Source organism: Amycolatopsis sp. NPDC051071 (assembly GCF_040682875.1).
In the GTDB taxonomy this organism is placed as follows: Bacteria; Actinomycetota; Actinomycetes; order Mycobacteriales; family Pseudonocardiaceae; genus Amycolatopsis.
In genome coordinates, this window is record NZ_JBFBBY010000046.1 from 22,067 (window position 1) to 44,725 (window position 22,659).

A 22,659-nucleotide genomic window follows, 5' to 3' on the forward strand; every position below is an offset into this window, starting at 1 on the left:
GGGCGTGACGCTGCGTCGACACCGCGGTGTGAAGCTGGTCGCACGACCTTGGGGACGTCATCCCCACGTGCCACGCTTTGACTTGTTCCAGCTCCACGACCCGGGGACCTCTTCGAGGCCTCGAGGGAAGGACGGTCGACAAGGATGTCTGCCACTGAAAAGGACACCGGTGAACTCGCCGCCCCATACGGGACCGGCGCCGCGCCCCAAGCCGCATCCGGGAAGAAAGTGCGGGTTCATCACCTTCGCGAGATGAAGGAGCGCGGCGAAACCTGGCCGATGCTCACCGCCTACGACATGTATACCGCCGCACTGTTCGACGGGGCAGGTATTCCTGTGCTGCTCGTCGGGGATTCCGCGGCCAACAACGTCTTCGGTTACGACACGTCACTTCCGGTGACCGTGGACGAACTGCTCCCCCTGGTCCGCGCGGTGACCCGCTCGGTGAAGCGGGCGCTGGTCGTGGCCGATCTGCCGTTCGGCTCGTACCAGCTCTCACCGCAGCAGGCGCTGGAGACTTCGGTGCGATTCATGAAGGAAGGCCGCGCACACGCGGTGAAACTCGAAGGCGGGCGGAAGTTCGCCCCGCACGTCGAGGCACTGACGTCGGCCGGTGTCCCCGTGATGGGACATATCGGATTCACGCCGCAGAGTGAACACAATCTGGGCGGCTACCGAGTCCAGGGACGCGGCGAAGCGGCCGAAGCGCTGCTCGCCGACGCGCTGGCTCTGGAAGAGGCAGGCGCCTTCTCGGTCGTCATGGAGATGGTGCCCGCCGAAGCGGCGAAGCGGGTCACGCACGAACTCACCATCCCGACCGTCGGCATCGGCGCCGGGCCCGACTGCGACGCGCAGGTGCTCGTCTGGCAGGACATGGCCGGGCTTCGGACCGGCAAGACACCTCGGTTCGTGAAGAAGTACGCCGATCTGGCTGGAGTGCTCGCGGGCGCCGCGACGGCGTTCGCGGAAGACGTCCGGCGGGGCGAATTCCCGGCTTCGGAGCACTCTTTCCACGACTGACCCTTCCCTGACCTGCAGGAAGGGAGCAAGGGACCTTTGCTATCACTTTCCAAAAGAGAGTGATAGCAAAGGTCCCTTGCTCCCTTTTAGGGGTGGTCCGTGCGGGTCGAACCCTCCTTTAGTTGTTCACCTATATGAACTTCAATCATGTCCTTGACTAGCGTTCGGAAGCTGCCTTACGGTCTAGCCGTCGCCGCCACGACCGAGCTTTCGATCCCTCGACGAGGAGGACAACGGATGCGTGTTCGTGAGCGGGTTCTGGCCATCGCGGCCGGTGCCGCTGTGCTGTCGACGCTGGCGGCGTACCCCGCACAGGCCGCGACAGTCCGCGTAGGCACTTCGGCGGAACTGACGTCCGCTCTCGCTTCGGTCACTCCGGGCACCGTCATCGAGCTCGCGGCCAACACGACCTTCACCGGCAACTTCAAGGCGGCGAAGAGCGGCACCTCCGGCAGCCGGATCACGCTGAAGGGACCGCGAAGCGCCGTCGTCAAGGCTGCGGCCGGTCGCACGCTCGAACTGACCGGTAGCTACTGGAACCTGACCGGCTTCACCATCACCGGCGGCCAGAAGGGCCTGATGGCGACCGGCGTCAAGAACACCGTCGTCGACGGCATCAAGGTCACCGCCGTCGGCCACGAAGGTATCCACTTCCAGTACACGAGCACCGACAACGTCGTGAAGAACTCCGAGGTGACCGATACCGGCCGCGAGTACGCGGGCTACGGCGAAGGCATCTACTTCGGCTCCGCGACAAGCAACTGGCCCGGCGGCACACCCGACCGAAGCGACCGCAACAAGGCGCTCGGCAACAAGATCGGCCCGAACGTGCGTGCCGAGTCGATCGACATCAAGGAAGGGACCACCGGCGGCGAGCTGCGCGGGAACGTCTTCGACGGGACCGGGCAGAGCGGCGAGCACTTCGCCGACAGTTGGGTGGACCTGAAAGGCAACAACTACGTGGTCGCGGACAACCGGGGCAGCAAGGTCTTCGTGCACAACGCGACCTACGGCGGCTTCGAGGTCCATGTCCAGCTGGACGGCTGGGGCCGCGACAACACCTTCTCCGGCAACACCGCGGACGTACAGTCCGGCTACGCGTACGGCTTCTACCTCGTGAAGGCAGCTACGGGGAACAAGGTCTGCGCGAGCAACAAGGTGACCGGCGCCGGGAAGGGATTCGCGAACGTGGCCGCCACGGCGGGCTGCTGACGCGACCGAAGACCGGGGGCCCGCTCAGCCCGGCGGCGGGGGCGGGCCCCCACCCTTCGGACACTCGCCGATTCGGGCAGAGTGTCGGTATGGACGATCTGTACCCGCCGATCCACGTACGCGCCGAGGGATTGCTCGACGTCGGCGACGGGCACCGGATCTACTGCCAGGAGGCAGGGAATCCGGACGGAAAACCGGTGGTCGTCCTGCACGGAGGCCCTGGTAGCGGCATCTCCCCGATGGCGCGGCGGCATTTCGACCCTAAGGCCTACCGGATCATCTTGTTCGACCAGCGCGGCACCGGAAAGAGCACACCGCATATCAGCGAGCCGGACGTCGACCTGTCGGTCAACACCCTCTGGCACCTCGTCTCGGACATGGAAAAGCTGCGCGAACGGCTGAATCTTGACCATTGGCAGGTCTTCGGCGGCTCCTGGGGCGCGACCCTCGCACTCGCCTACGCCGAAACCCACCCGAGCCGGGTCAGTGAACTCATCCTGCGCGGCGTCTTCACCGTGCGCGGCAGCGAACTCGACTGGATTTACGGCGGTGGCGCGGCGAACCTCTTCCCGCGCGAATGGGAAGCGTTCCTCGCGCCGATCCCCGAAGAGCGCCGGGACAACCCGATGTCGGCCTACCGCGAGCTCGTCTACCACTCCGATCAGGCGATCCGGGAACGTGCGGCTGTCGCTTGGAGTACCTGGGAGGGTGCGACGGTGTGCCTGCGCCCGGATCCTGCCTTCCACAACCAGTACGCGTCGCCGGACTTCGCTGTCACGTTCGCCCGGCTCGCGCTGCACTACTTCTGTCATGGGGCGTGGCTTGAGGACGGGCAGTTGATTCGGGAAGCCGGGAAGCTGTCCGGGATCCCGGGCGTGATCGTGCAGGGCCGGTACGACGCGGTATGTCCTCCGGTGACGGCTTACGAACTGCACCGGGCTTGGCCGGACTCGAAGCTGGAGCTGGTGGAGGCGGCCGGCCACGCGGTGACGGATCCGGGAATGCTGGCCGCGCTCCGGGCCGCGACGGACGCGTTTCGGTCGGCTTGACCGACGGCTACCCGAAACGGCGACCAACGCCCCAGAAATCCGGGTTCGATGCGGAGCACTCGCCAACACGACTCAAGGCGCCAGTCAGCAGAGACAGCGCCCAAGCCGATGACCTACCAGCACCACCCGTCCCACAATTTCATTTCGTCAAGGGACATTTCTCTTCTGGTCATCAACCTGAGTGCATCGCCGAAGTTTTCACCTAGACGCCAACGGGGGCACACCTTTTCACCGAGTCGCTCCGACACTTCGTGCGCGAGTTCAAGATCACCTGTCCGGACAAGCCGTTGCGCCGGGTCTTGGCAGTAGCGATCTCAGCACCATTCGGGTCTCAACTCTCTTTGAGCGCCTGATTGATACAGTCGATTCCCGCGGACTTTCCGTGCCAAAGCTCTCTGTCCGACACAGGTACTCGATCAAGCGGGGCCTGCAGACGGGAGATGTCGTATCTCGGCTTCCCTGCCGCAGGTGTGTCATGAAAGGGGCTTTCCTGACGTTTTTTGTCCTGAAAGACCCTTTCATGACACACGCTCGGCCCCGGAGCACCCTGACGCTCCCGGCTCGACACTTCGGCGAGGGGCCGCGGACGCCGAGTGCCCCCAATGCGGCATTGGGGACGCTGAGCGTCTCCAATGTGACATTGGGGGCGTGCCCGCCCGGGAGCCCGCCCCGAGCAACGCACCCCACCGACACCCCACCCAGCGCGTGAAGGCCCCCTTCCCTCGACTCAGCCGAGGGAAGGGGGCCTTCACGCGCTTACAAGCTCACTTAGCGGCCTGAACGCCCTTCGCGTAGTCATCCGCCAGGCCGAACACCTTCCGCGCGTACTCCGTCGAGTTGTTGTACGACAGAATCCCCTGCCACCACCCCGACGCGGCCGACATGTCGCGATTGCCGACGCACAGGTATCGCGCCGCCGCCAGCGTCGCGTCGTCGATCTGCTGCGGGTCGCCCACCAACGGCGAGTACAACCTCCCGACCGGCAAGCGCAGTGACTTCCAGTTCGGCTACATCGCCTATAACGGAGCGATCGAAGACCATCGGAACTGAGTGAATAGAGCGCCGGTGCGGCTTTCGGGCCGCAGCGGCGTTTTTCATAGCCGCCCACCGGAAGTCGTATCGCCCGAAAGGCGTTGCGCCAGGTAGACCGGGATCGTCGAAGCCAGAATCAGCACCGCCGCGACGACGTTGACGATCGGTGCTTGGTTCGGCCGGAAAAGGTTGTTCAGGATCCAGATCGGCAGGGTCTCCAGGCCGGTCCCGAGGGTGAACGTCGTGACGATGATTTCGTCGAACGACAACGCGAAGGCCAGGAGGCCGCCGGCCAGCAGGGCCGAGCGCAGCATCGGGAACGTCACCAGCCGGAACGTCGTGAGGCCGTCGGCGCCGAGGTCCATCGACGCCTCTTCGAGGTTGCCGCCCATCCGCCGCAGCCGCGCGACGACGTTGTTGAACACCACCACGATGCAGAAGGTCGCGTGCGCGACGATCGCGGTGAACAGGCCGAGGTCGACGCCGAGGATCGTCCGGAAGGCGTTGTTCAGCGCGATACCGGTGACGATGCCGGGCAGCGCGATCGGCAGGATGATCAGCAGTGACACCTGGTTGCGGCCGAAGAACCGGTAGCGCTGCAACGCGAACGCCGCCATCGTGCCGAGTACCAAGGCGATCGCGGTCGACGCGAGTCCTGCTTGGACACTCGTCCACAACGCGTTCAGCGCACCTTCGTTCGCCGCGGCCCGCGCCCACCATTCGAGGGTGAAGCTCGACGGCGGCCAGCCGAACGTCGTGTCCGCGTTGAAGGAATTCAGCAGTACCACCAGCAGCGGGAAGTAGATCACCGCGAGCCCGAGCACGAGTGCCGCGAGCAGCAGGTACTTGGTCGTCCGGGAAAGCCGCATCACGCGCTCCTACAGGTTGTCCAGCGCGCCCGTGCGGCGCACGGCGGCGAGATAGGCGAGCATGATCACCACGGGCACGGTCGCGACGGTGGCCGCGAACGGCAGGTTGTTGGCCGCGCCGATGTTGTCGTAGACGACGTTGCCGAGCATCTGCGAGGTGCCGCCGACGATCTTCACCGCGATGTAGTCGCCCAGCGACAACGAAAACGTGAAGATCGACCCGGCGACGACGGCCGGGAACGTCACCGGCAGGACCACCGACCGAAAAGTCCTGAACGGCCGGGCGCCGAGGTCGCCGGAAGCGTCCACCAGCGAGTTGGGCAGCCGCTCCAGACCCGCGTAGATCGGCAGGATCATGTACGGCAGCCACAGGTATGACAACGTGATCACGGTGGCGAGCACCCCGTAGCCGGGGGTGTCAAGGCCGAACGGGTTCAGCAGCCAGTGCAGGACTCCGTTGCCGGACAACATGGAGCGCCACGCGTACGCCTTCACCAGGTAGCTCGCCCACAGTGGGGTCATCACCGCGATCACCAGGAGACGTCGTGCCCTCGGCGAGGCGAATTTCGCCATGTAGAACGCCATCGGGAAGGCGATGACCGCCGTGATGACCGTGACCAGCGCGGCGATCCCGACCGTCCGCAGCGTGATCGTGCGGTAGACGGCGTCACTGAACAGGGTGACGAAGTTGTCCAGCGACCATTCGGTGACGACCTGGCCGGTGAAGACGTCGGTGTGCCAGAACGCGGTCACGAACAGGGCTGCGAGGGCGCCGAGGTAGGCGAGGCCCAGCCACAGCATCGGCGCGGACAGCAGCATTCCCAGCCGCAGCCTGGGTTTCCGGTACAGGAAGGCGGAGGCTTTCCGCCTCGGCGAATCGAGTGTGGTCGTCATGGTCGTCACCTCGCGGAGGATGGGACCGGGAGCGGACGGCGTTGGGGGGCACCACCGCCCGCTCCCGGAGTTCGGGAGGTCAGCCCTTGATCTCGGTCCAGGCGCGCGTCCACTCGCCGTAGTCCTTGCACTTGACGTCGGTGCGGCCGTCGAGGCACTGCGCGATCGGCGTCGTCCAGTAGGCGATCTTCGCGGCGTACGCGGCGTCACCGGCGTGGAAGGTGTCGCAGTGCGCCTTTTCCTTGGTTTCGGTGCAGGCCTTGGGGTTCGAGGGCGATTCACCGAAGTATTCGGCGACCTGGGCGTTGGCCTTCGGGCTCACGATGTGGTTCATCCACTTGTAGGCACACGTCTTGTGCGGGGACTTCGCCGACACCATCCAGGTGTCCGACCAGCCTGTCGCACCCTCGGACGGCAGCACGGATTCGACCGGCGCACCCTCGCTCTTGGTCAGGTTCACCGTCACCTGCCAGGCCGTGCCGAGGACGGCGTCGCCGCTCTTGAGTGCCTGGCTTTCCTTGAGGTAGTCCGACCAGTACTCGCCGACCATCGGGCGCTGCTGCTTGAGCAGGCCGACCGCGGCCTGGAACTGCTTGTCGTCCAAGGCGTACGGGTTCTTGATGCCGAGTTCCGGCTGGTGATTCCGCAGGTACAGGGCGGCGTCGGCGATGTAGATCGGCGAGTCGTAGGCGCTGATCTTGCCCTTGTAGGGGCTGTTCGCGTCGAACATCACCGACCACGAGGTCGGCGCCGGGGTCACCTTGTCGGTCCGCCAGGTGAGCAGGTTCGCACCCCAGCCGTGCGGTACGCCGTAGGCCACGTTGTGCACGCTGTTCCAAGGGCGGTTCTTGAGGAAGTCGAAGACGTCGGCGTAGTTCGGCACGAGGGCGGTGTTCACCGGTTCGACGTCACCGGACGCGATGAGCCGCAGCGAAGCGTCACCGGAGGCGGAGATGACGTCGTACTGCCCGGTCTTCATCAGGCTCACAGCCTCGTCGGACGTACCGAACGCCTTGACGTTGACCTTGCAACCGGTCTCTTTCTCGAACGGCGTGACCCAGTCGACGGCCGGATCGTTCGAGCCGTTCTCCGCGTAGCCGGGCCAGGCCAGCACGTTGACCTGGCCTTCCGGCTGGCCGAGCTGGGCGAGCGCGTCGAGTTTCGGCGGGGTGAAGCCCTGTCCGCCAGGCGCGGCGGCGGTGGAGTTCGAACCGGAGGTGCCGCAGGCGGCCACGAGCAGGCCGGCGCCGAGCAGCCCGGCGAGCGCGAGTTTCCTGTTCTTCATTGAACAACCTTTCGGTGCTGGGGCTAGGCGGGGACTCGGAAACTGTGTTCGTGCCACCAGCTCAGGCGGACGCGGCCGCCCTCGAAGGCCGCGGGCTCGGCGGTGTTCTGCCGGACCACGGAAAGCTGGCCGCCCGCGTCGAGCGTGACCTCGTAGCGCACGGTCGCGCCCGCGTAGACGGTGTTCGTGACGGTGCCGGTGGCACTGGTCTCGCCGACCTCCGCCGACTTCGAGAGATCGCCGTCGACGCGGATCTTTTCCGGGCGGATGCTGAAGACGCCGGGTTTCCCGATGATGTTCTCGGCGCCGCTGCCACTGAGCAGGTTCGAAGTGCCGACGAATCCGGCGACGAACGCCGACGCGGGCCGCTCGTACACCTCGACCGGCGAACCGACCTGTTCGATGCGGCCGGCGTTGAACACCGCGATGCGGTCGCTCATCGTCAGCGCCTCGTCCTGGTCGTGGGTGACGAAGATGAAGGTGATGCCGACGTCGCGCTGGATCTGCTTGAGCTCGGTCTGCATGGTGTGGCGCAGTTTCAGGTCGAGTGCGCCGAGTGGTTCGTCGAGCAGGAGCACCTTGGGCCGGTTCACCAGTGCTCTCGCGAGTGCGACCCGCTGGCGCTGGCCGCCGGAGAGCTGATCCGGTTTGCGCTCGCCGAACTCGCCGAGCCGCACGGTCTCCAGCGCTTCCTTCGCGCGCTGACGCCGCTCCGCGCGGGGGACACGTTTCACCCGAAGGCCGTACTCGACGTTCTGCCGGACGGTCATCTGCGGGAAGAGGGCGTAGTCCTGGAAGACGGTGTTGACGTCGCGGTCGAACGGCGCGAGACGGCTGACGTCGCGGCCGTGCAGTTCGATCGTGCCCGCCGTCGGCAGTTCGAAGCCGGCGATCATGCGGAGCACGGTCGTCTTGCCGGAACCGGACGGGCCGAGCATCGAGAAGAACTCGCCGGGCGGGATGTCCAGATCGACGCCGTCGACCGCGTGGACCTGGCCGAACTCCTTGCGCAACCCGCGCAGCCGGATGGCCGGGCCCTCCTCGCCCTCGGAAGTGATAGCAAAGGTCCCTTGCTCCCCCGGCGCGGAGGTGGGGAGCGCTTGATGAGGCATGGCGTGCCTTTCGATGGTCGTCACAGCGCGCTCATCACGTGCTTGACGCGGGTGTAGTCCTCGAGTCCGTAGAGCGAGAGGTCCTTGCCGTAGCCGGACCTTTTGAAGCCGCCGTGTGGCATTTCGGCGACCAGCGGGATATGCGTGTTGATCCACACGCAGCCGAAGTCGAGCTTTCCGGCCAGTCGCATCGCCCGCTGGTGGTCGGTGGTCCACACCGACGACGCGAGCGCGTACTCGACGCCGTTGGCCGCGGCGAGTGCTTCGGTTTCGGAGCCGACGCGCTGGACGGTGATGACCGGGCCGAACACCTCCGTCTGGCTGATCTCGTCGTCCTGGCGGACGCCGGAGATCACGGTCGGTGCGTAGAAGTACCCCTCGTCCCCGACTCGTTTACCTCCACAGTGGACTGTCGCGTGCGCGGGCAGCCGGTCGACGAGACCGGCGACCCGGTCGAACTGGGCGGCGTTGTTGAGCGGGCCATAGCTGACCGACGTGTCGTCGGGTCTGCCGGTGGTGGTCGCCCGCGCCTGCCTGATGAGCGCCGTGACGAACGCGTCGTGGACCCCGCCCTCGACCAGGACGCGGGTCGCCGCGGTGCAGTCCTGCCCCGCGTTGAAGTAACCCGCGGCGGCGATTCCCTCGGCGGCCGCTTCGATGTCGGCGTCGGCGAAGACCAGTACAGGCGCCTTGCCGCCGAGTTCGAGGTGGACGCGCTTCACGTCCTTCGCCGCCGAAGCGGCGACTTCGGTTCCGGCGCGTACGGACCCGGTGATGGACACCATCGCGGGAATCTCGTGCTCGACCAGCGACCGACCGGTGTCGCGGTCGCCGCAGATCACGTTGAGCACGCCCGGCGGCAGGAATTCCGCGCAGATCTCGGCGAGGAGCAGGGTCGACGCGGGCGTCGTGTCGGCCGGTTTGAGCACCACCGTGTTCCCCGCCGCGAGCGCGGGCGCGATCTTCCAGACCGCCATGAGGAGCGGGTAGTTCCACGGCGTAACCTGCGCGCACACGCCGACCGGTTCTCGGCGCACGAAAGAGGTATGCCCTTCCATGTACTCGCCGGCCGACCGTCCTTCCAGGACCCGCGCGGCACCCGCGAAGAACCGCAACTGGTCGACGATCATCGGCAGTTCTTCGGCCGCGGTGAGCGCGACCGGCTTGCCGGTGTTCGCCGACTCGACGAGCACGAGGCCGTCGGCGCGCGCCTCGACGGCGTCGGCGATCTTCAGCAGCGCGAGCTGGCGCTGCGCGGGCGTGGTGTCGCGCCACTGTTCGAAAGCGGTGGCCGCGACCCTGAGCGCGCGGGCGACGTCCTCGGCGCCGGCGACGGCGGCGGAACAGTACGGGCGGCCGGTGACGGGATCGATGATGTCGGCGACCTTGCCCGACGCGGATCCGGCGTACTCACCGCCGATGAAGTGCTTCAGCTGCTGCACGAGAGCTCCTGGCTACTGGGCCTGGGGGCGTGAGGCGATAGCAAAGGTCCCTTGCTCCCTTTTGGGGCGGCGAGGGAGCTAAAACATATAAGTCCATAGGTTAGATGACAAGACGATGGGGCAAGATTGGTTCCATCGGGTAGCGGTACGGGCGAAGGGCCACCATGCGTAAGGGGTTGTCGCACAGCGCGCGGTCAGCGATGTTCGCGCCGCTCGATCAGATCGGGCGGGCGGAAGCGGTCGCCGCGCGGCTGGTCGACGCCATCACGCTCGGCCTGCTGGCCGACTCGGAACAGCTGCCGAGCGAAGCCGAACTGGCCGCCCAGTTCGGCGTCTCCACCGTGACCGTTCGCGAAGCGCTGGTCGCCTTGCGGCAGCAGGGACTCGTCGAAACCCGGCGCGGGCGAGGCGGCGGAAGCTTCGTGAAGACGCCTGCCAACCCTTCGGCCGCTTCGTGGCGAGAACGCCTTCGTACGGTTTCGCTGTCCGACTTGCGTGACGTCGGCGACCACTACCTGGCCATCGCCGGCGCCGCGGCCAAACTCGCCGCCGAGCGGAGTTCACCCGAGGACATCGAGCGGCTCGAACTGGCGACCAAGGACATCCGCGTCGCGACCGGCACGGAGGCCTCGCGTGCCGAACGCCAGTTCCACCTCGAAGTCGCCGCCGCCGCGCAGTCGCCCCGGCTCACCAGGGAAGAAGTACAGCTTCAGAGTGAACGCGGCGGTCTACTCTGGTTGCCGTTGGAACCCCACGGGACCCGCGAGAACGCCTACGCCGAACACCTCGCGATCACCGCCGCCATCGCGGAGGGGGACGGCGAGCTGGCCAGGAAGCTCACCGAGGAGCACATCCTCGAGGCGATAGACCGGCTGGCGGACGTGCATTTAGACCTTCTGGCCCCTTAAGCTGCGGCATCCGCGCATCCGAGGTGAGCATCGTGAACGACACACAGTCCGCCGGTTCCGAGGTCGTCGAACAGGTATCCACACTGGTCGAGGATGTCTTCGGCAGGCTGAAGCCGGTTCTGGCCGGCGCCGAAGGGCTTTTGGCCGAATCCGCCGATGCCACCGCCGGCGACCTGACCCGGCTCCGGCCGCAGGTCTTCGACGTCCTCGGCGGCCTTGTCGTCGGCGCCGGGTTCGTCAGCGCGCCGAACACACTGGCCGATCAGGAATTCGGCTTCGAATGGTGGACCGAGACCGCGGGTGACGAACCGGCCCAGCTGATCATCAGCCTCGACCCGGACAGCGACAACTTCCTCGACTACACGCGTCAGTCGTGGTTCACCGTGCCGCGTGACACCGGCCGCCGCCACATCAACGGCCCCTACGTCGACTATCTCTGCACCGACGAGTACACGCTGACCTTCACGGTCCCCGTCCAGCGGAACGGGACGTTCGCCGGGGTCGTCGGTGCGGACATCCACGTGCGCGAGGTCGAGCGCCTGCTGCAGCCGAAACTCCGCGCGCTCGGTGGCCGCGCGGCACTGGTCAACGCGCAGGGCAGGGTGATCGTGTCGAACAACGCACGGCAGGCGACCGGTTCGCTGGTCCGCGACGTCGACATCCCGGCGTGGTGGTCCGCCGGCGCGAAACCGGTCACGACCGAGCACGGCACCGCACTCCGCCGGTGCGGTGACTCGCCGATCGCGTTGGTCAGGTCCGAGCGCTGACCTGCAGTGCGAGCCAGAATTCGGCGCGCACGCCAGGGGAATCGAGGTCGCGGCCGGTCAGTTCGGCGACCTTGCGCATCCGGTTGCGCAAGGTATGCCGGTGGACGCCGAGCCGCGCCGACGCCAGATCCCAGTGACCGTGGTGTTCGAGCCAGCACGTCAAGGAGGTCACCAGCTCGCCCCGTCCGGTTTCGTCGTGCTGACGCAGTGGTGCCAGCAGGCTGTCCGAAAACGTTTGTGCCGCTTGGGAATCGACCATCTCCAGGAAACCGCGCCCGGCGTGTTCGGAGAACCGGACGAGTTCGATCCGCTCGGCCTTCGCCGCTTCCGCCGCCTGCGTCGCCTGGCGGAGCGCGGCCGGGAAATCCACTGTGGACACCGGATCGGAAAGCCCGGCGTGCAACCCGCCGACACCGGTGGCCAGCCGCGTGACCGTGTCCACGGCCCCCAGCGCGATCACGAACGCCCCGGACTCCCCGAAGAACATCCGCTCCCCCAAGGCTTCCGCGTCGAGTGTGTCGGCGAGCGTGTGGCGCGCCCCGGCGGGACCCGTGACGGCCAGTACCCGCCACGGCGGTTCCGGAGCACCTCCCCAGAGCGTCTTCATCGTCCGCGTGGCAAGTTCGGTGTGCCCGGCGGCGAGCAGGTCGCACAGTCCCGACCGCAAGTGCCGCAACGCGGCGGCGTGTTCCCGGTTCTGTTCCAGCGCAAGGGAAAGCAGCGAAACAGCGGTGTTGACGATATGCTGCGCCGCGGCGTCGAGCGGTCCACGGGTCCCGACCACGAGCACGCCGCGTGCCCGGGTATCGAGCGTTTGCAGCACGACCTCGTCCTCCCCCACCGCCGTCACGAGTGTGCCTGCACGCAGGCGGACGAGATCTTCACGCACTTCGTCGACGAAATGCCGTGACGAAGCGGGCGACGCCTCAGTGACGGCGCCCGCGGAATCGAGCAGGAGCACCCAGCCGTCGATCAGCTTGGCCAGTTTGCGGACGACCCCACCCGGGCCACCCTTGCCGACGGCGGTCCGCGTCAGTTCCTGCTGACCCTTGCCGGTGCGCACGAGCGAGGCGTACTCGTCGGCGGCGACCGCGCGGGAGACCGCGCGCGTGATCGCGATGAACGGCGTCTTCCTCGGCACTTCGAGTACCGGGAGCCCGACCTCCTCGGCGGTGTCCACCAAAGACCGCGGGATGGTGTCGTGACTGAGCCCGACGCCGAAACCGAGTCCCGCCACCCCCGCGTCGACGAGCCGCCGGATGTACTCGGGCGAGTTGTCCTCGCCGAGGGCGAGACCGGTGGTCAGCAGCAGTTCGCCGCCTTCGAGAAAGGCCTGCGGATCGGTCAGTTCGGTGGGATGGACCCAGCCGATCGGGCGGTCGAGCCCGGCCTCGGCGGCACGCACGCGCAGGCCGAGCGGGCGTTCGGCCGAGAGAGCGCGGAGCGTCAGTGCCATGTTGTCCAATTCTACGCCCCGATATCGACAAGATGTCGAGCTGACGCGCACCGGCGTGGAACTCATCCTGGAGGGTGAACCCGTCCCTCGCGCCCGCAGGAGTTGGCCGTGACCGTCACCACCGAAACCGCGCGCAGGCTGCGCACCGAGATTCCCGGCCCGGCCTCGCGCGCACTGCAGGAGCGCCGCGCGAGCGTCGTCGCGTCGGGCGTGAGCTCGGTGCTGCCCGTCTACATCACCTCCGCCGAAGGCGGTCTGCTCACCGACGCCGACGGCAACGTCCTGATCGACTTCGGTTCCGGCATCGCGGTGACCAACGTCGGCCACGCCGCCCCCGCCGTGGTGGACCGCGTCCGTGAGCAGGTGGGCCTCTTCACGCACACGTGTTTCATGGTCACGCCGTACGAGGGGTACGTCGAGGTGTGCGAAGCACTCGACAAGCTGACGCCGGGCACCCACGAGAAGCGTTCGGTGCTGTTCAACTCCGGCGCCGAGGCCGTCGAGAACGCGGTGAAGATCGCCCGCGCCGCGACCGGCCGCCAGGCGGTCGTCGTCTTCGACCACGCTTACCACGGCCGCACCAACCTGACGATGGCGCTGACCGCGAAGTCCGTCCCCTACAAGCACGGTTTCGGCCCGTTCGCGCCCGAGGTCTACCGCGTGCCGGGTTCGTACCCGTACCGCGACGGGCTGTCCGGTCCCGAGGCCGCGCGTATCGCCATCGACCGGATCGAGAAGCAGATCGGCGGCGATCAGGTCGCGGCCGTCGTACTCGAACCCGTGCAGGGTGAGGGCGGGTTCATCGAGCCCGCTCCCGGCTTCCTGCCCGCGCTTTCCCGCTGGTGCAGCGAAAACGGTGTCGTCTTCGTCGCCGACGAGGTCCAGACCGGCTTCTGCCGCACCGGCGAGTGGTTCGCGTCCACGCACGAAGACGTCGTGCCGGATCTGATCGCCACCGCCAAGGGTATCGCGGGCGGTCTCCCGCTGGCCGCCGTCACCGGCCGCGCGGAACTGCTCGACGCCGTCCCGCCGGGCGGGCTCGGCGGGACCTACGGCGGTAACCCGATCGCGTGTGCCGCGGCGCTCGGCTCGATCGAGATCATGCGCCAGGAGAACCTCGCGGCGTCGGCGAAGCGCATCGAGGACACCGTGCTGCCGCGACTGCGGGCGCTGGCCGAGGAGACCGGCGTGATCGGCGACGTCCGCGGCCGCGGCGCGATGCTGGCCGCCGAATTCGTCAAGCCGGGCACCACCGAACCCGACGCGGACCTGACCAAACGCGTCGCACAGGCCTGCCACCAGGCAGGCGTCGTCGTCCTCACCTGCGGCACCTACGGCAACGTCGTCCGCCTGCTGCCGCCGCTGTCCCTGTCCACCGAACTGCTCGACGAGGGCCTGTCCGTTCTCGAGCACGCTGTCCGCACGGAGGCTTCCAAGTGACTACATCTTCAAAAGGCTCGAGCCCCTTTTGGGTAGCCGGAAAGCCGGTCACCAGCGACGAGACCGCCGTCGTCCGTCACTCCTTCGACGGAAGTGAAGCGGGCGCGCACCACGTCCCGTCCGCTTCGGACATCGAAACCGCGGTCCAGGCCGCGCACGACGTCCAGGACGACTTCGCGACGCTGCCCGCGCATGTGCGGGCGGGCGCGTTGGACCACGTGTCCCGCGTTCTGGGTGAGCGATCCGAAGAGATCGCGCAGCTGATCACCGCCGAGTCGGGCAAGCCGCTGAAGTGGTCGCGTGGCGAGGTCGGGCGTGCGGCGTCGACGTTCCGCTGGGCGGCCGAAGAGGCGCGCCGGTTCTCCGGTGACCTGCAGCGGCTCGACACCGACCCGGGCGGCACCGGGCGGCTCGCACTCGTGCGGCGGGTGCCGAAGGGCCCCGTGCTGGGCATCACGCCGTTCAACTTCCCGCTGAACCTGGTGGCGCACAAGGTCGCGCCGTCGATCGCGGTCGGCGCGCCGATCGTACTCAAACCCGCGCCCGCGACGCCGCTGACCGCGTTGCTGCTCGGCGAAATCCTCGCCGAGACGGATCTGCCCGCCGGAAGCTGGTCGATTCTCCCGGTGAGCAACGAGGAATCGGCCAAGCTCGTCGCCGATCCGCGGCTGCCGGTCGTGTCGTTCACCGGTTCCGTGCCGGTTGGCTGGGGTATCCGCGACAGTGTGCCGCGCAAACACGTCGCACTCGAACTCGGTGGCAACGCGGCGGTCCTCGTCTGTCCGGATTGGACGGACCTGGACTTCGCGGCGCAGCGGATCGCGACGTTCGCGATGTACCAGGCGGGTCAGTCGTGCATCTCGGTGCAGCGCGTGTACGCGCACGCTGACGTCTACGACGAGCTTCAGGCGAAGGTGCTGGAGCAGGTGCGCGCGCTCGGGACCGGCAACCCGCGGGCGGACGGCGTGGACGTCGGGCCGCTGATCAACACTTCCGCGGCGGAGCGGGTGGAGTCGTGGATCGCCGCGGCCGTCGACGCCGGTGGCGAGCTGCTGACCGGCGGCAAGCGGGACGGCGCGACCATCGAGCCGACCGTGCTCGCGAACGTGCCGGAAGACGCGTCGGTGATGGCCGACGAGGTTTTCGGCCCGGTCGTGTCGATCACCCGTGTCGAGTCGGTGGAGGACGGCGTCCGGCGGATCAACGACTCGCGCTTCGGGCTGCAGGCCGGCGTGTTCACCCGCGACCTGCCGACGGCGTTCGACGTCTCGGCGAAGCTGCGTGTCGGCGGCGTGCTCGTCGGTGACGTGCCGAGCTTCCGGGCCGACCAGATGCCGTACGGCGGCGTGAAGGACTCCGGCGTCGGCCGCGAAGGCCCCGCGTCGGCGATGACCGACTTCACCGAGGAACGCGTCACCGTCCTCACCGGCCTGACCCTCTGACCAGCTGAAACCCCCCGCCGGGGGAGCAAGGGACCTTTGCTGTCACTTCTCGATGTTGAGAAAAGTGATAGCAAAGGTCCCTTGCTTCAGCCGAGGGTGCGAAGCAGCGCGGAGTGGGCCTCGACGAGCGAAGGGCCGTACCAGGTGAGATGGCGTCCGGAGACCAGGACGTACTTCGCGCCCGGGAACGCTTCGGGGCCGTCGTCCGCGGTGAACTCGTAGGGCTCGTCAGGCAGTACGAGCAGGTTCGCGTCTCCGGCAGCGAAGCGCTCCTGGAGTGCTTCGAGCTTCGGGCGCGGGTAGCGCTCTTCGTCGTCCGCGTACGCGTTGCCGATGCCGACGCGACGGAGGACGTCGCCGCCGAAAGTGTCCCGGCCGAGCACGATCCACGGCTTCCGCCAGACCGGAACCACCGCGCGAAAGCGCTCCGGGCGTGTCTCGCGCCACGCGTCTTCGGCCTCGACCAGCCAATCCGGCTCGGCGAGGTCGTACGCCTGCGTCAGTATCCGCCGGATCGAGCCGAGTGCGGCGGGCACGGTCGCCGACGCCTCCATCACCCAGACCGGGATTCCGTTGGCACGCAGGCGTTCCACCTCCTCCGGCCGGTTCTCCTCGGAGTTGGCCAGCACCAGATCCGGCGCGAGTTCGAGCACCTTGTCGACGTCCGGGTACTTCGAACCGCCGACCCTCGGGACGTCCAGATCAACCGGATGGGTGCAATAGTCCGTCGCGCCCGCAAGCCTTCCCGGCGCACTCACCTCGACGGCCTCGGTCAGCGACGGCACGAGCGAAACCACCCGCGACGCCGGAGCACGCAGCGGGACCGCTTCACCGAGGTCGTCGTTCATGCCCGCTCGAAGGACAGTTTCCGCTTGTCGACGTCCACCGCGGTGAGCCGGACCCGGATCCGCTCGCCTTCGGGGAGCCTCTCGCCCGTGCACTTGGACATCACCGGCGGATCCTCGACCAGGATCTCGGCCTTGTTCTCCTCCGCGCGCAGGACGATCGCGCCGAACTCGCCGCCGATGTGCTCGGCCATCACCCAGACCTCGACCTGGTCGATGCAGGCACGTTCGACCTTCGCCGCGAGCGTGTCGGACGCGGTCATCTGCTCCGGCACCTCCGAAAGCGCCGCGCGCACCCACGCGGGCACCTCACGGCCGGCGCTCACGGCGAGGCAGATCTCGGTCGCGAACCGGTCGACCAGCCGCCGGATCGGCGCGGTGACATGGGAGTACGCGCCGCCGATACCCGCGTGCGTCGTGAGTTCCGGCAGCTCGCCGTCGAACGCGGTGTACCCGGCGCCACGCAAAAGCCTTGTCGTGTCGGCGAAAAGCGCCATTGACGCGGGCTGACCAGGGTCGAGCGCGGCCAGGAATTCCGACACGCTCCTGCCATCGGGCCAGTCGATGTTCAGTGCCTGCGCGGACCGGCGCAACCACTCGACCGCTTCGGCTTCCGGCGCGGGCAGCGTGCGCAGGACGCCGATCTTCGCGTCGATCATGATCTTCGCCGCCGCCATCCCGGTGAGCAGCGAGATCTCGGCGTTCCACGCGTCGACGTCGTTGCGCGGGCGCTGGACCAGCGCCCAGCCACCGTCGGGGTCGCCGTTGATCTCCTGCTCCGGCAACTGGAGTTCGACCGCGCCGCGCCGGACGGCGAGTTCGCGGCGCAGACGGCCCAGTTCTGGCAGCGCGGCGACCGACGGATGCGGGGTCCCCGCGTCGATCGAGGCCTGGACGGTCTCGTAATCGAACTGCTCGGTGGACCGGACCAGTGCCCGGCGGACCCGGGTCGCGGTCGGTTCGCCCTTGACATCGACGTCGATCGTCCACAGCACGGCGGGCCGGGTCTCCCCCGGCAGCAGGCTCGCCGCGCCTTCGGACAGCACCGGCGGATGCAGCGGCACGTTCCCGTCCGGCAGGTAGAGCGTCTGCCCGCGCCGCCGCGCCTCCTTGTCGAGCGCGCCACCAGGTGGGATGAACGCGGCCAGATCGGCGATCGCGTAGTGCACGCGAAACCCGCCGCCCTCGGCACGCTCGATCAGCACTGCCTGGTCGAGGTCCTTCGAACCGGGCGGATCGATGGTGACGAAGGGCAGACCGGTGGCGTCCTCGCGTTCCCCGGCCGATTCGAGCGGGTCGACGACCGCCGCCTCCGCCTCGGCGAGGACGTCGGGACCGAACGTCTCCGGCAGCACGAACTCGGCTCGCAGGTGACCGAAGTCCCCTCCGGCCGTGTGTGTCCTGATCACGAGTGGAGGCACCACCCAACCCTATCCCGATCCGGCCCGGTTGATCGCCCGTTCGGGTGCGGGCCGGTCGGGTGTACGTTACGAGCCGAAATGAAAACCGATACCCTTTTCAAAACGACAGGAAGGGCCGAGGCGTGAAAATCGCGTTCGTCGGGAAAGGCGGCAGCGGCAAGACCACGCTGGCGTCGCTGTTCACCGCATACCTGGCCGGAGCCGGGAAACCGGTACTGGCGATCGACGCGGACATCAACCAGCACCTCGCCGTCGCACTCGGCGCGAGTGAGGAAGAGGCCATCGCGTGGCCGACGCTGGGTGACAACATGGGCCTGATCAAGGACTACCTGCGCGGCGACAACCCGCGGATCGCCGACGCGGCCGCGATGATCAAGACGACCCCGCCCGGCCGCGGGTCGCGACTGGTCCGGCCGTTCGAGGACAACCCGATCTTTCAGGCCTGTTTCCGCGAGTTCGGCGGCGTGCGGCTCGGCGTCACCGGGCAGTTCGACGAGGACGACCTCGGCGTCGCTTGCTACCACTCGAAGATCGGCGCGGCCGAACTGCTGCTGAACCACTTGATCGACGACACCGGCGAGTATGTGGTCATGGACATGACCGCCGGTGCCGATGCCTTCGCGTCCGGCCTGTTCACGCGGTTCGACGTGACGTTCCTGGTGTGCGAACCGACCGTGCGCAGCGTCGGCGTCTACCGGCAGTACGCCGACTACGCGCGGGACTTCGGGGTGCGGCTGGTCATCGTGGGCAACAAGGTGACCGAGGACGAGGACGTCGAGTTCCTGCGTGACGAGGTCGGCGACGCGTTGCTGGGCTGGATGGAGAACTCGCGGCACGTCCGCGCCGCCGAACGCGGTCGCGCACGCCCGATCGGCGAACTCGAAGCACGCAACCTTCAGACACTGGGCTCGATGCTCGCGACCGTCGACGCCGAGCAGCGCGATTGGGCGCGGTATCAGCGTCAGGGCATCGAATTCCACCTACGGAACGCGCGGGCCTGGGGCAACGGGCGGGCCGGGGACGACCTGTCCGCGCAGGTCGATTCGGAGTTCGTGCTGGGCCCGGCGCTGGACCCGGCGCTGGCCGGGCAAGACGCCTGACCCCGGCGCGACGAGATCGAACGGCTGCTTGGCGCACGCTGGACTGTGTGGATTTCGGCTCGTCAGATGATCCGGAATCCACACAGTCGTGCGAGACCGTCCCTGTCACGACCGATCCGGAGCGGGCAAGGGCCCTCAGCGGGGGTCCATCAGAACGTCATGACCCTGCTCATGAGCTCAGTCGCTGCTCCATTTGGCGTCTTCGGCGTCGGCCTGCCGCGTGCGTTCCTTGGCGATTTCCAATGCGCGCCGGGCCGTCGCCTCATCCGGGTACGGGCCGAGGAGATCGACGCTCCGGCCGCGTTCCAGATGCTCGACCTGGTTCGTCTTGGTGTTGTAGTACCAGCCCTGATCGGGGTTCGGGTCGCTCGACATACGTCTAGCGTGACATCACCCGGAGGTCCTGTCATCACTTGCGGTAGCGGTACGGGATCTCCGTCGGCTCACCGGTCGGACCGAACTCGCCGTCCCCGGGCGGGTCCAGCTTCGAGCTTTCCGGGACGTTCTCGCCGAGTTCGTCGAACCAGCCGCGGTGCACCGGAATGCCCCGCGGCGGGGTGGGAAGGTCCGGAGCGGGGGTACCCCGCCGGGGCGAGGTCGGCTGCGGCAGCGGACCGGGAGGCGGCCCGGTCACCGGAGGTGCGACAGGCCCGGGCGCGGGTTGCGCCATCGGCGGAGTCACTGGAGCAGGAGCAGTCGCAGGTGGCGTCACCGGAGCCGGAGCCGGAGCCGGAGCCGGAGCTGGGGCTGGGGCAGGGGCAGGCGACTTGACCGGAACAGCCGGGGCCGCGGCCTGCGGCGGTTCAGGCTGCGGCTCGGCCTGGGGCGGCACGGCGGACTGGGCCTCAGGCGTGGCCGGAGGAACGCTCACCGCCGGAGGCGGCGTCTGCGCGGGCGCCGCCTGCGCGGACGGAGCTGTCGCCCCGGCCGCAGATGTGGCCGCGGACGGAGATGTCGCCCCGGGCGAAGGTGCGGCCCCGGGCGAAGGTGCGGCCCCGGCCGGAGATCCGGCCGCAGGCGGAGGCCCCGCCGGAGATCCACTCTGCACCGGCGGCCCAGAGGGCGGGGGCGGGGGCGCGGGCGAGGCGACCGTCCGCCAGACCGGAGCGGGTCCGATGTTCATCGGCGCCGGAGCGCGCGGCGGCTGCCCCTGCGGAGGCGGCGCGACCTGCGACGGCGGAGGCGGCCGGCGCTGCGCGGGCTTCGGGATCGGGTCGAGGCAGGAGACGAGCACCGTGGTGCTCGCCGGATCCTCGATCTTCCGGCCACTGCGCTCGCGGTAGATCATCTCGCCTTCGGTGTCCATCTCGACCAGGTAGCCTGCCTCGGCCAACTGCTCCTCGTCGAGGTCGATGAGCTTTTCGTAGCGCGAAGGGACGACACGGTAGATCGGCCAGGCGAGCCGGGCGTTCTCGTGGTGGAACTGGGCGAGCAGGGCGGCCATCTGCTGCTGCCACGGCAGCGACATCCCCTCGGCGAGCGAACGCGGCAACACGACATAACCCGGATCGACACCCGGCCAGCCCTGGTTCAGCTGATCCGCCAGCGGTGTGCTGGACGCCGGCCTTGCCGCCTGCCGCGCGGGCTGCGGAGCACCGAAAAGATCACGGGGATCGACCTCCGGGCCGCCTCCCGCTGTGGGCTTGCCTCGCCTTCCGAATTTCCGTGCCACGTTCTTCATCCTCTGCCAGTGTGCGGCCGCGTGCCGGTGGACAGGCCGCCACTTCGGGTGAATCCGGTGGTCCCGCGGTCGCGAAACCACCCGTTCACCATGCTAAACGCCAGGACGGACCGCCTGCGCGACCACTTCGGCCTCGTCGAAAGAGAAATCGCGGATGTGCACCGGCACCCCGGTCTGCTGCGCCTCGACGACCTTGCCTTCGCCCAGGTACATCATCACGTGGTGGATGGTCGCCGGGTTCGACGGGACGGTGGCGAGGAACAGCAGGTCACCCGGCTGCGCCTGGCGGACCGGCAGCATCGCCCCGGCCTTGTACTGGTCCCGTGAAACACGCGGGACGATGATCCCGGCGGACTCGTAGGCCCGCAGCATCAACCCGGAACAGTCGTACGAATTCGGCCCGGTGGCGCCCCACACATACGGTTTGCCTTGTTCGGCGAGGGCGAACTTGATGGCCTGCGCGGCGGCCTGGCTCGGCGGCACCACACTGCCCACGCTCGTACCGCAGCCGACGACGTCGGCGATCTGGCCTTCCTTCTGCACGAGGATCGCGGCCATCGGTTCCCAGTCGTGATAGCGGTCGGGGAAACCGGACCGCTCCACGCGCTGCGCCGCGTCGCCGGGGCGCATGTCCTCCCAGTCCGGCACGGCGAGCAGCACGTCGTAGAACTTGTTGACCTGGTACGGCGGGTCGGTGACCTGCGCGACGGTGCCCCAGCCCATCGAGGGCCGCATCTGGAAGATGCCGAGCGAGTCGCGGTCGCCGTGAGTCAGGTTCCGCAGCTTGGACTCGGTCATCCCGGCCTGGATCGCCACCTGCCAGGCACGCGGCGAAAGCGACCGCTGCTTGCCGACCATGATGATCAGCGCGACGATCCCGGCCTGTTCCTGGTCCAGTTTCCGCACGTCGGAACTACCGCGGTCGACCTGTCCCGGCAGTGTGGGCCCGACGGAGGCGTCGCACGAGGTGTTGACGATGCCGCCGGCCTGCGCCTCGGTGTGGTCGGTGACCACTTTCGCGACCGTGCTCGTGGTGATCACCGCGGCGAAGACCGCGGCGATCAGCACACCGACGATGATCCCGATCTTCATCGGGTCAAGCCACTTGGCTGAAGTTGGTGACCCGCCATCCCGCGTTCGTCTTGACGACGGTCACCTTCACCTTGGGCCCGTCCGTCTGGACGTCGACCTCCATCGATCCCTGTACCGAGGTGACGACCTGCGGTTCCCCGACGACCTTGGTCGCGGTGATGTTCGCCGGATCCACCGTGGCCAGCTTCGCCATGTACTCGACGTCGGTGCTGGGTTCCAGTCTCTTGAGCCACTGTTCGGTCGTCGTCCCGTCCGGATGGTTCGCCCACGCCGTCACCCACTCCTTGGCAACCCGGGTCCCGTCCTGATCGATCGGCGCGGACGACGGCGGCGGCGGGCTCGAAAGCCTCGGCGGCAACGTCGACGTCACGGTCACCGGCGCCGCGACACCCGGACGCGAGGTCGAAGTACCCGTCCCGGCGGTGTTCGCCTGCCCCGGTTTCCCGACGGCCTTGGGCAGCAGGATGCCCACCGCGGTGAGCAGCACCGCGAGGATCACCAGCGTGCCGATGAGATGCCGGGGCGAGCGCAGCGGCCAGCCCCACAGCCTGCGATAGACCGCGGTGCGCCCGCGATTGGTCCGGATCGGCAT

The 22,659-nt window shown here is 68.0% G+C and carries 20 protein-coding genes and 1 pseudogene; 8 read left to right on the forward strand and 13 right to left on the reverse strand.

The genetic code is table 11. The features are described 5' to 3' along the window. Window positions 1–144 precede the first annotated feature (144 nt). From panB to pip, 3 genes are all read left to right on the forward strand, one after another. Window positions 145–1,020, forward strand: coding sequence for a 3-methyl-2-oxobutanoate hydroxymethyltransferase (panB, locus tag AB0M65_RS17350; protein ID WP_364028288.1), 876 nt, complete (start codon window positions 145–147; stop codon window positions 1,018–1,020). A 237-nt stretch (window positions 1,021–1,257) separates the two neighbouring features. Further along, window positions 1,258–2,232, forward strand: a complete 975-nt coding sequence (locus AB0M65_RS17355) for a hypothetical protein (protein WP_364028290.1) — start codon at window positions 1,258–1,260, stop codon at window positions 2,230–2,232. 89 nt (window positions 2,233–2,321) lie between these two features. Continuing rightward, window positions 2,322–3,281 (forward strand): prolyl aminopeptidase, encoded by a 960-nt coding sequence (gene pip, locus AB0M65_RS17360; RefSeq protein ID WP_364028292.1) that lies wholly within the window; start codon window positions 2,322–2,324, stop codon window positions 3,279–3,281. Between the two features lie 764 nt (window positions 3,282–4,045). Here the strand turns inward: pip and AB0M65_RS17365 are convergent. The 6 genes and pseudogenes from AB0M65_RS17365 to AB0M65_RS17390 all read right to left on the reverse strand — a co-directional run. Further along, window positions 4,046–4,237, reverse strand: a pseudogene (locus tag AB0M65_RS17365) (murein transglycosylase); the annotation flags it as partial. A 138-nt stretch (window positions 4,238–4,375) separates the two neighbouring features. Then, complete coding sequence (locus tag AB0M65_RS17370; protein WP_364028294.1) at window positions 4,376–5,182, reverse strand: ABC transporter permease; 807 nt, start codon at window positions 5,180–5,182, stop codon at window positions 4,376–4,378. Window positions 5,183–5,191: 9 nt separating this feature from the next. After that, window positions 5,192–6,076 (reverse strand): ABC transporter permease, encoded by an 885-nt coding sequence (locus tag AB0M65_RS17375; protein WP_364028296.1) that lies wholly within the window; start codon window positions 6,074–6,076, stop codon window positions 5,192–5,194. A gap of 79 nt (window positions 6,077–6,155) precedes the next feature. Further along, entirely contained in the window at window positions 6,156–7,361 is a 1,206-nt protein-coding gene (locus tag AB0M65_RS17380; protein ID WP_364028298.1) for an ABC transporter substrate-binding protein, read from the reverse strand. Between the two features lie 23 nt (window positions 7,362–7,384). Next, complete coding sequence (locus tag AB0M65_RS17385) at window positions 7,385–8,497, reverse strand: ABC transporter ATP-binding protein (RefSeq protein WP_364028300.1); 1,113 nt, start codon at window positions 8,495–8,497, stop codon at window positions 7,385–7,387. Beyond that, on the reverse strand, window positions 8,494–9,915 hold the full coding sequence (locus tag AB0M65_RS17390) for a gamma-aminobutyraldehyde dehydrogenase (RefSeq protein ID WP_364028302.1): 1,422 nt from the start codon (window positions 9,913–9,915) through the stop codon (window positions 8,494–8,496). The genes AB0M65_RS17385 and AB0M65_RS17390 overlap by 4 nt, the downstream gene beginning before the upstream one ends. 164 nt (window positions 9,916–10,079) lie before the next feature. Here AB0M65_RS17390 and AB0M65_RS17395 point away from each other — a divergent pair, with 164 nt between their 5' ends. Continuing rightward, the gene (locus AB0M65_RS17395) at window positions 10,080–10,823 is read left to right on the forward strand and encodes an FCD domain-containing protein (RefSeq protein ID WP_364028304.1); all 744 of its coding nucleotides are present in this window, start codon (window positions 10,080–10,082) and stop codon (window positions 10,821–10,823) included. 32 nt (window positions 10,824–10,855) lie between these two features. Beyond that, window positions 10,856–11,590 (forward strand): cache domain-containing protein, encoded by a 735-nt coding sequence (locus tag AB0M65_RS17400; protein WP_364028306.1) that lies wholly within the window; start codon window positions 10,856–10,858, stop codon window positions 11,588–11,590. Here the strand turns inward: AB0M65_RS17400 and AB0M65_RS17405 are convergent. Beyond that, window positions 11,574–13,046, reverse strand: a complete 1,473-nt coding sequence (locus AB0M65_RS17405) for a PucR family transcriptional regulator (RefSeq protein ID WP_364028308.1) — start codon at window positions 13,044–13,046, stop codon at window positions 11,574–11,576. The genes AB0M65_RS17400 and AB0M65_RS17405 overlap by 17 nt on opposite strands. A gap of 108 nt (window positions 13,047–13,154) precedes the next feature. Here AB0M65_RS17405 and gabT point away from each other — a divergent pair, with 108 nt between their 5' ends. Together gabT and AB0M65_RS17415 are read left to right on the forward strand one after the other, a co-directional pair. After that, window positions 13,155–14,486: a 4-aminobutyrate--2-oxoglutarate transaminase gene (gene gabT, locus AB0M65_RS17410; protein ID WP_364028310.1), complete on the forward strand. Its 1,332-nt coding sequence runs from the start codon at window positions 13,155–13,157 to the stop codon at window positions 14,484–14,486. Further along, on the forward strand, window positions 14,483–15,928 hold the full coding sequence (locus AB0M65_RS17415) for an aldehyde dehydrogenase family protein (protein ID WP_364028312.1): 1,446 nt from the start codon (window positions 14,483–14,485) through the stop codon (window positions 15,926–15,928). The genes gabT and AB0M65_RS17415 overlap by 4 nt, the downstream gene beginning before the upstream one ends. Window positions 15,929–16,014: 86 nt before the next feature. On the opposite strand, the gene AB0M65_RS17420 is transcribed toward AB0M65_RS17415, so the two are convergent. Next, window positions 16,015–16,776 (reverse strand): helical backbone metal receptor, encoded by a 762-nt coding sequence (locus AB0M65_RS17420; RefSeq protein ID WP_364028314.1) that lies wholly within the window; start codon window positions 16,774–16,776, stop codon window positions 16,015–16,017. Continuing rightward, window positions 16,773–18,182 (reverse strand): RNB domain-containing ribonuclease, encoded by a 1,410-nt coding sequence (locus tag AB0M65_RS17425; protein WP_364028336.1) that lies wholly within the window; start codon window positions 18,180–18,182, stop codon window positions 16,773–16,775. Before AB0M65_RS17425 ends, AB0M65_RS17420 begins: the two co-directional genes overlap by 4 nt. Before the next feature lie 134 nt (window positions 18,183–18,316). Between AB0M65_RS17425 and AB0M65_RS17430 the strand changes: the two genes are divergently transcribed. Then, window positions 18,317–19,294, forward strand: a complete 978-nt coding sequence (locus AB0M65_RS17430; RefSeq protein WP_364028316.1) for an AAA family ATPase — start codon at window positions 18,317–18,319, stop codon at window positions 19,292–19,294. Between the two features lie 177 nt (window positions 19,295–19,471). Here AB0M65_RS17430 and AB0M65_RS17435 read toward each other — a convergent pair whose 3' ends face one another. The 4 genes from AB0M65_RS17435 to AB0M65_RS17450 all read right to left on the reverse strand — a co-directional run bounded on the left by AB0M65_RS17435 (window position 19,472) and on the right by AB0M65_RS17450 (window position 22,659). Then, window positions 19,472–19,669 (reverse strand): hypothetical protein, encoded by a 198-nt coding sequence (locus tag AB0M65_RS17435; RefSeq protein ID WP_364028318.1) that lies wholly within the window; start codon window positions 19,667–19,669, stop codon window positions 19,472–19,474. 34 nt (window positions 19,670–19,703) lie between these two features. After that, the gene (locus tag AB0M65_RS17440) at window positions 19,704–20,966 is read right to left on the reverse strand and encodes a hypothetical protein (protein WP_364028320.1); all 1,263 of its coding nucleotides are present in this window, start codon (window positions 20,964–20,966) and stop codon (window positions 19,704–19,706) included. A 102-nt stretch (window positions 20,967–21,068) separates the two neighbouring features. Then, complete coding sequence (locus tag AB0M65_RS17445; protein WP_364028322.1) at window positions 21,069–22,067, reverse strand: C40 family peptidase; 999 nt, start codon at window positions 22,065–22,067, stop codon at window positions 21,069–21,071. 4 nt (window positions 22,068–22,071) lie between these two features. Beyond that, the gene (locus AB0M65_RS17450) at window positions 22,072–22,659 is read right to left on the reverse strand and encodes a hypothetical protein (protein WP_364028324.1); all 588 of its coding nucleotides are present in this window, start codon (window positions 22,657–22,659) and stop codon (window positions 22,072–22,074) included.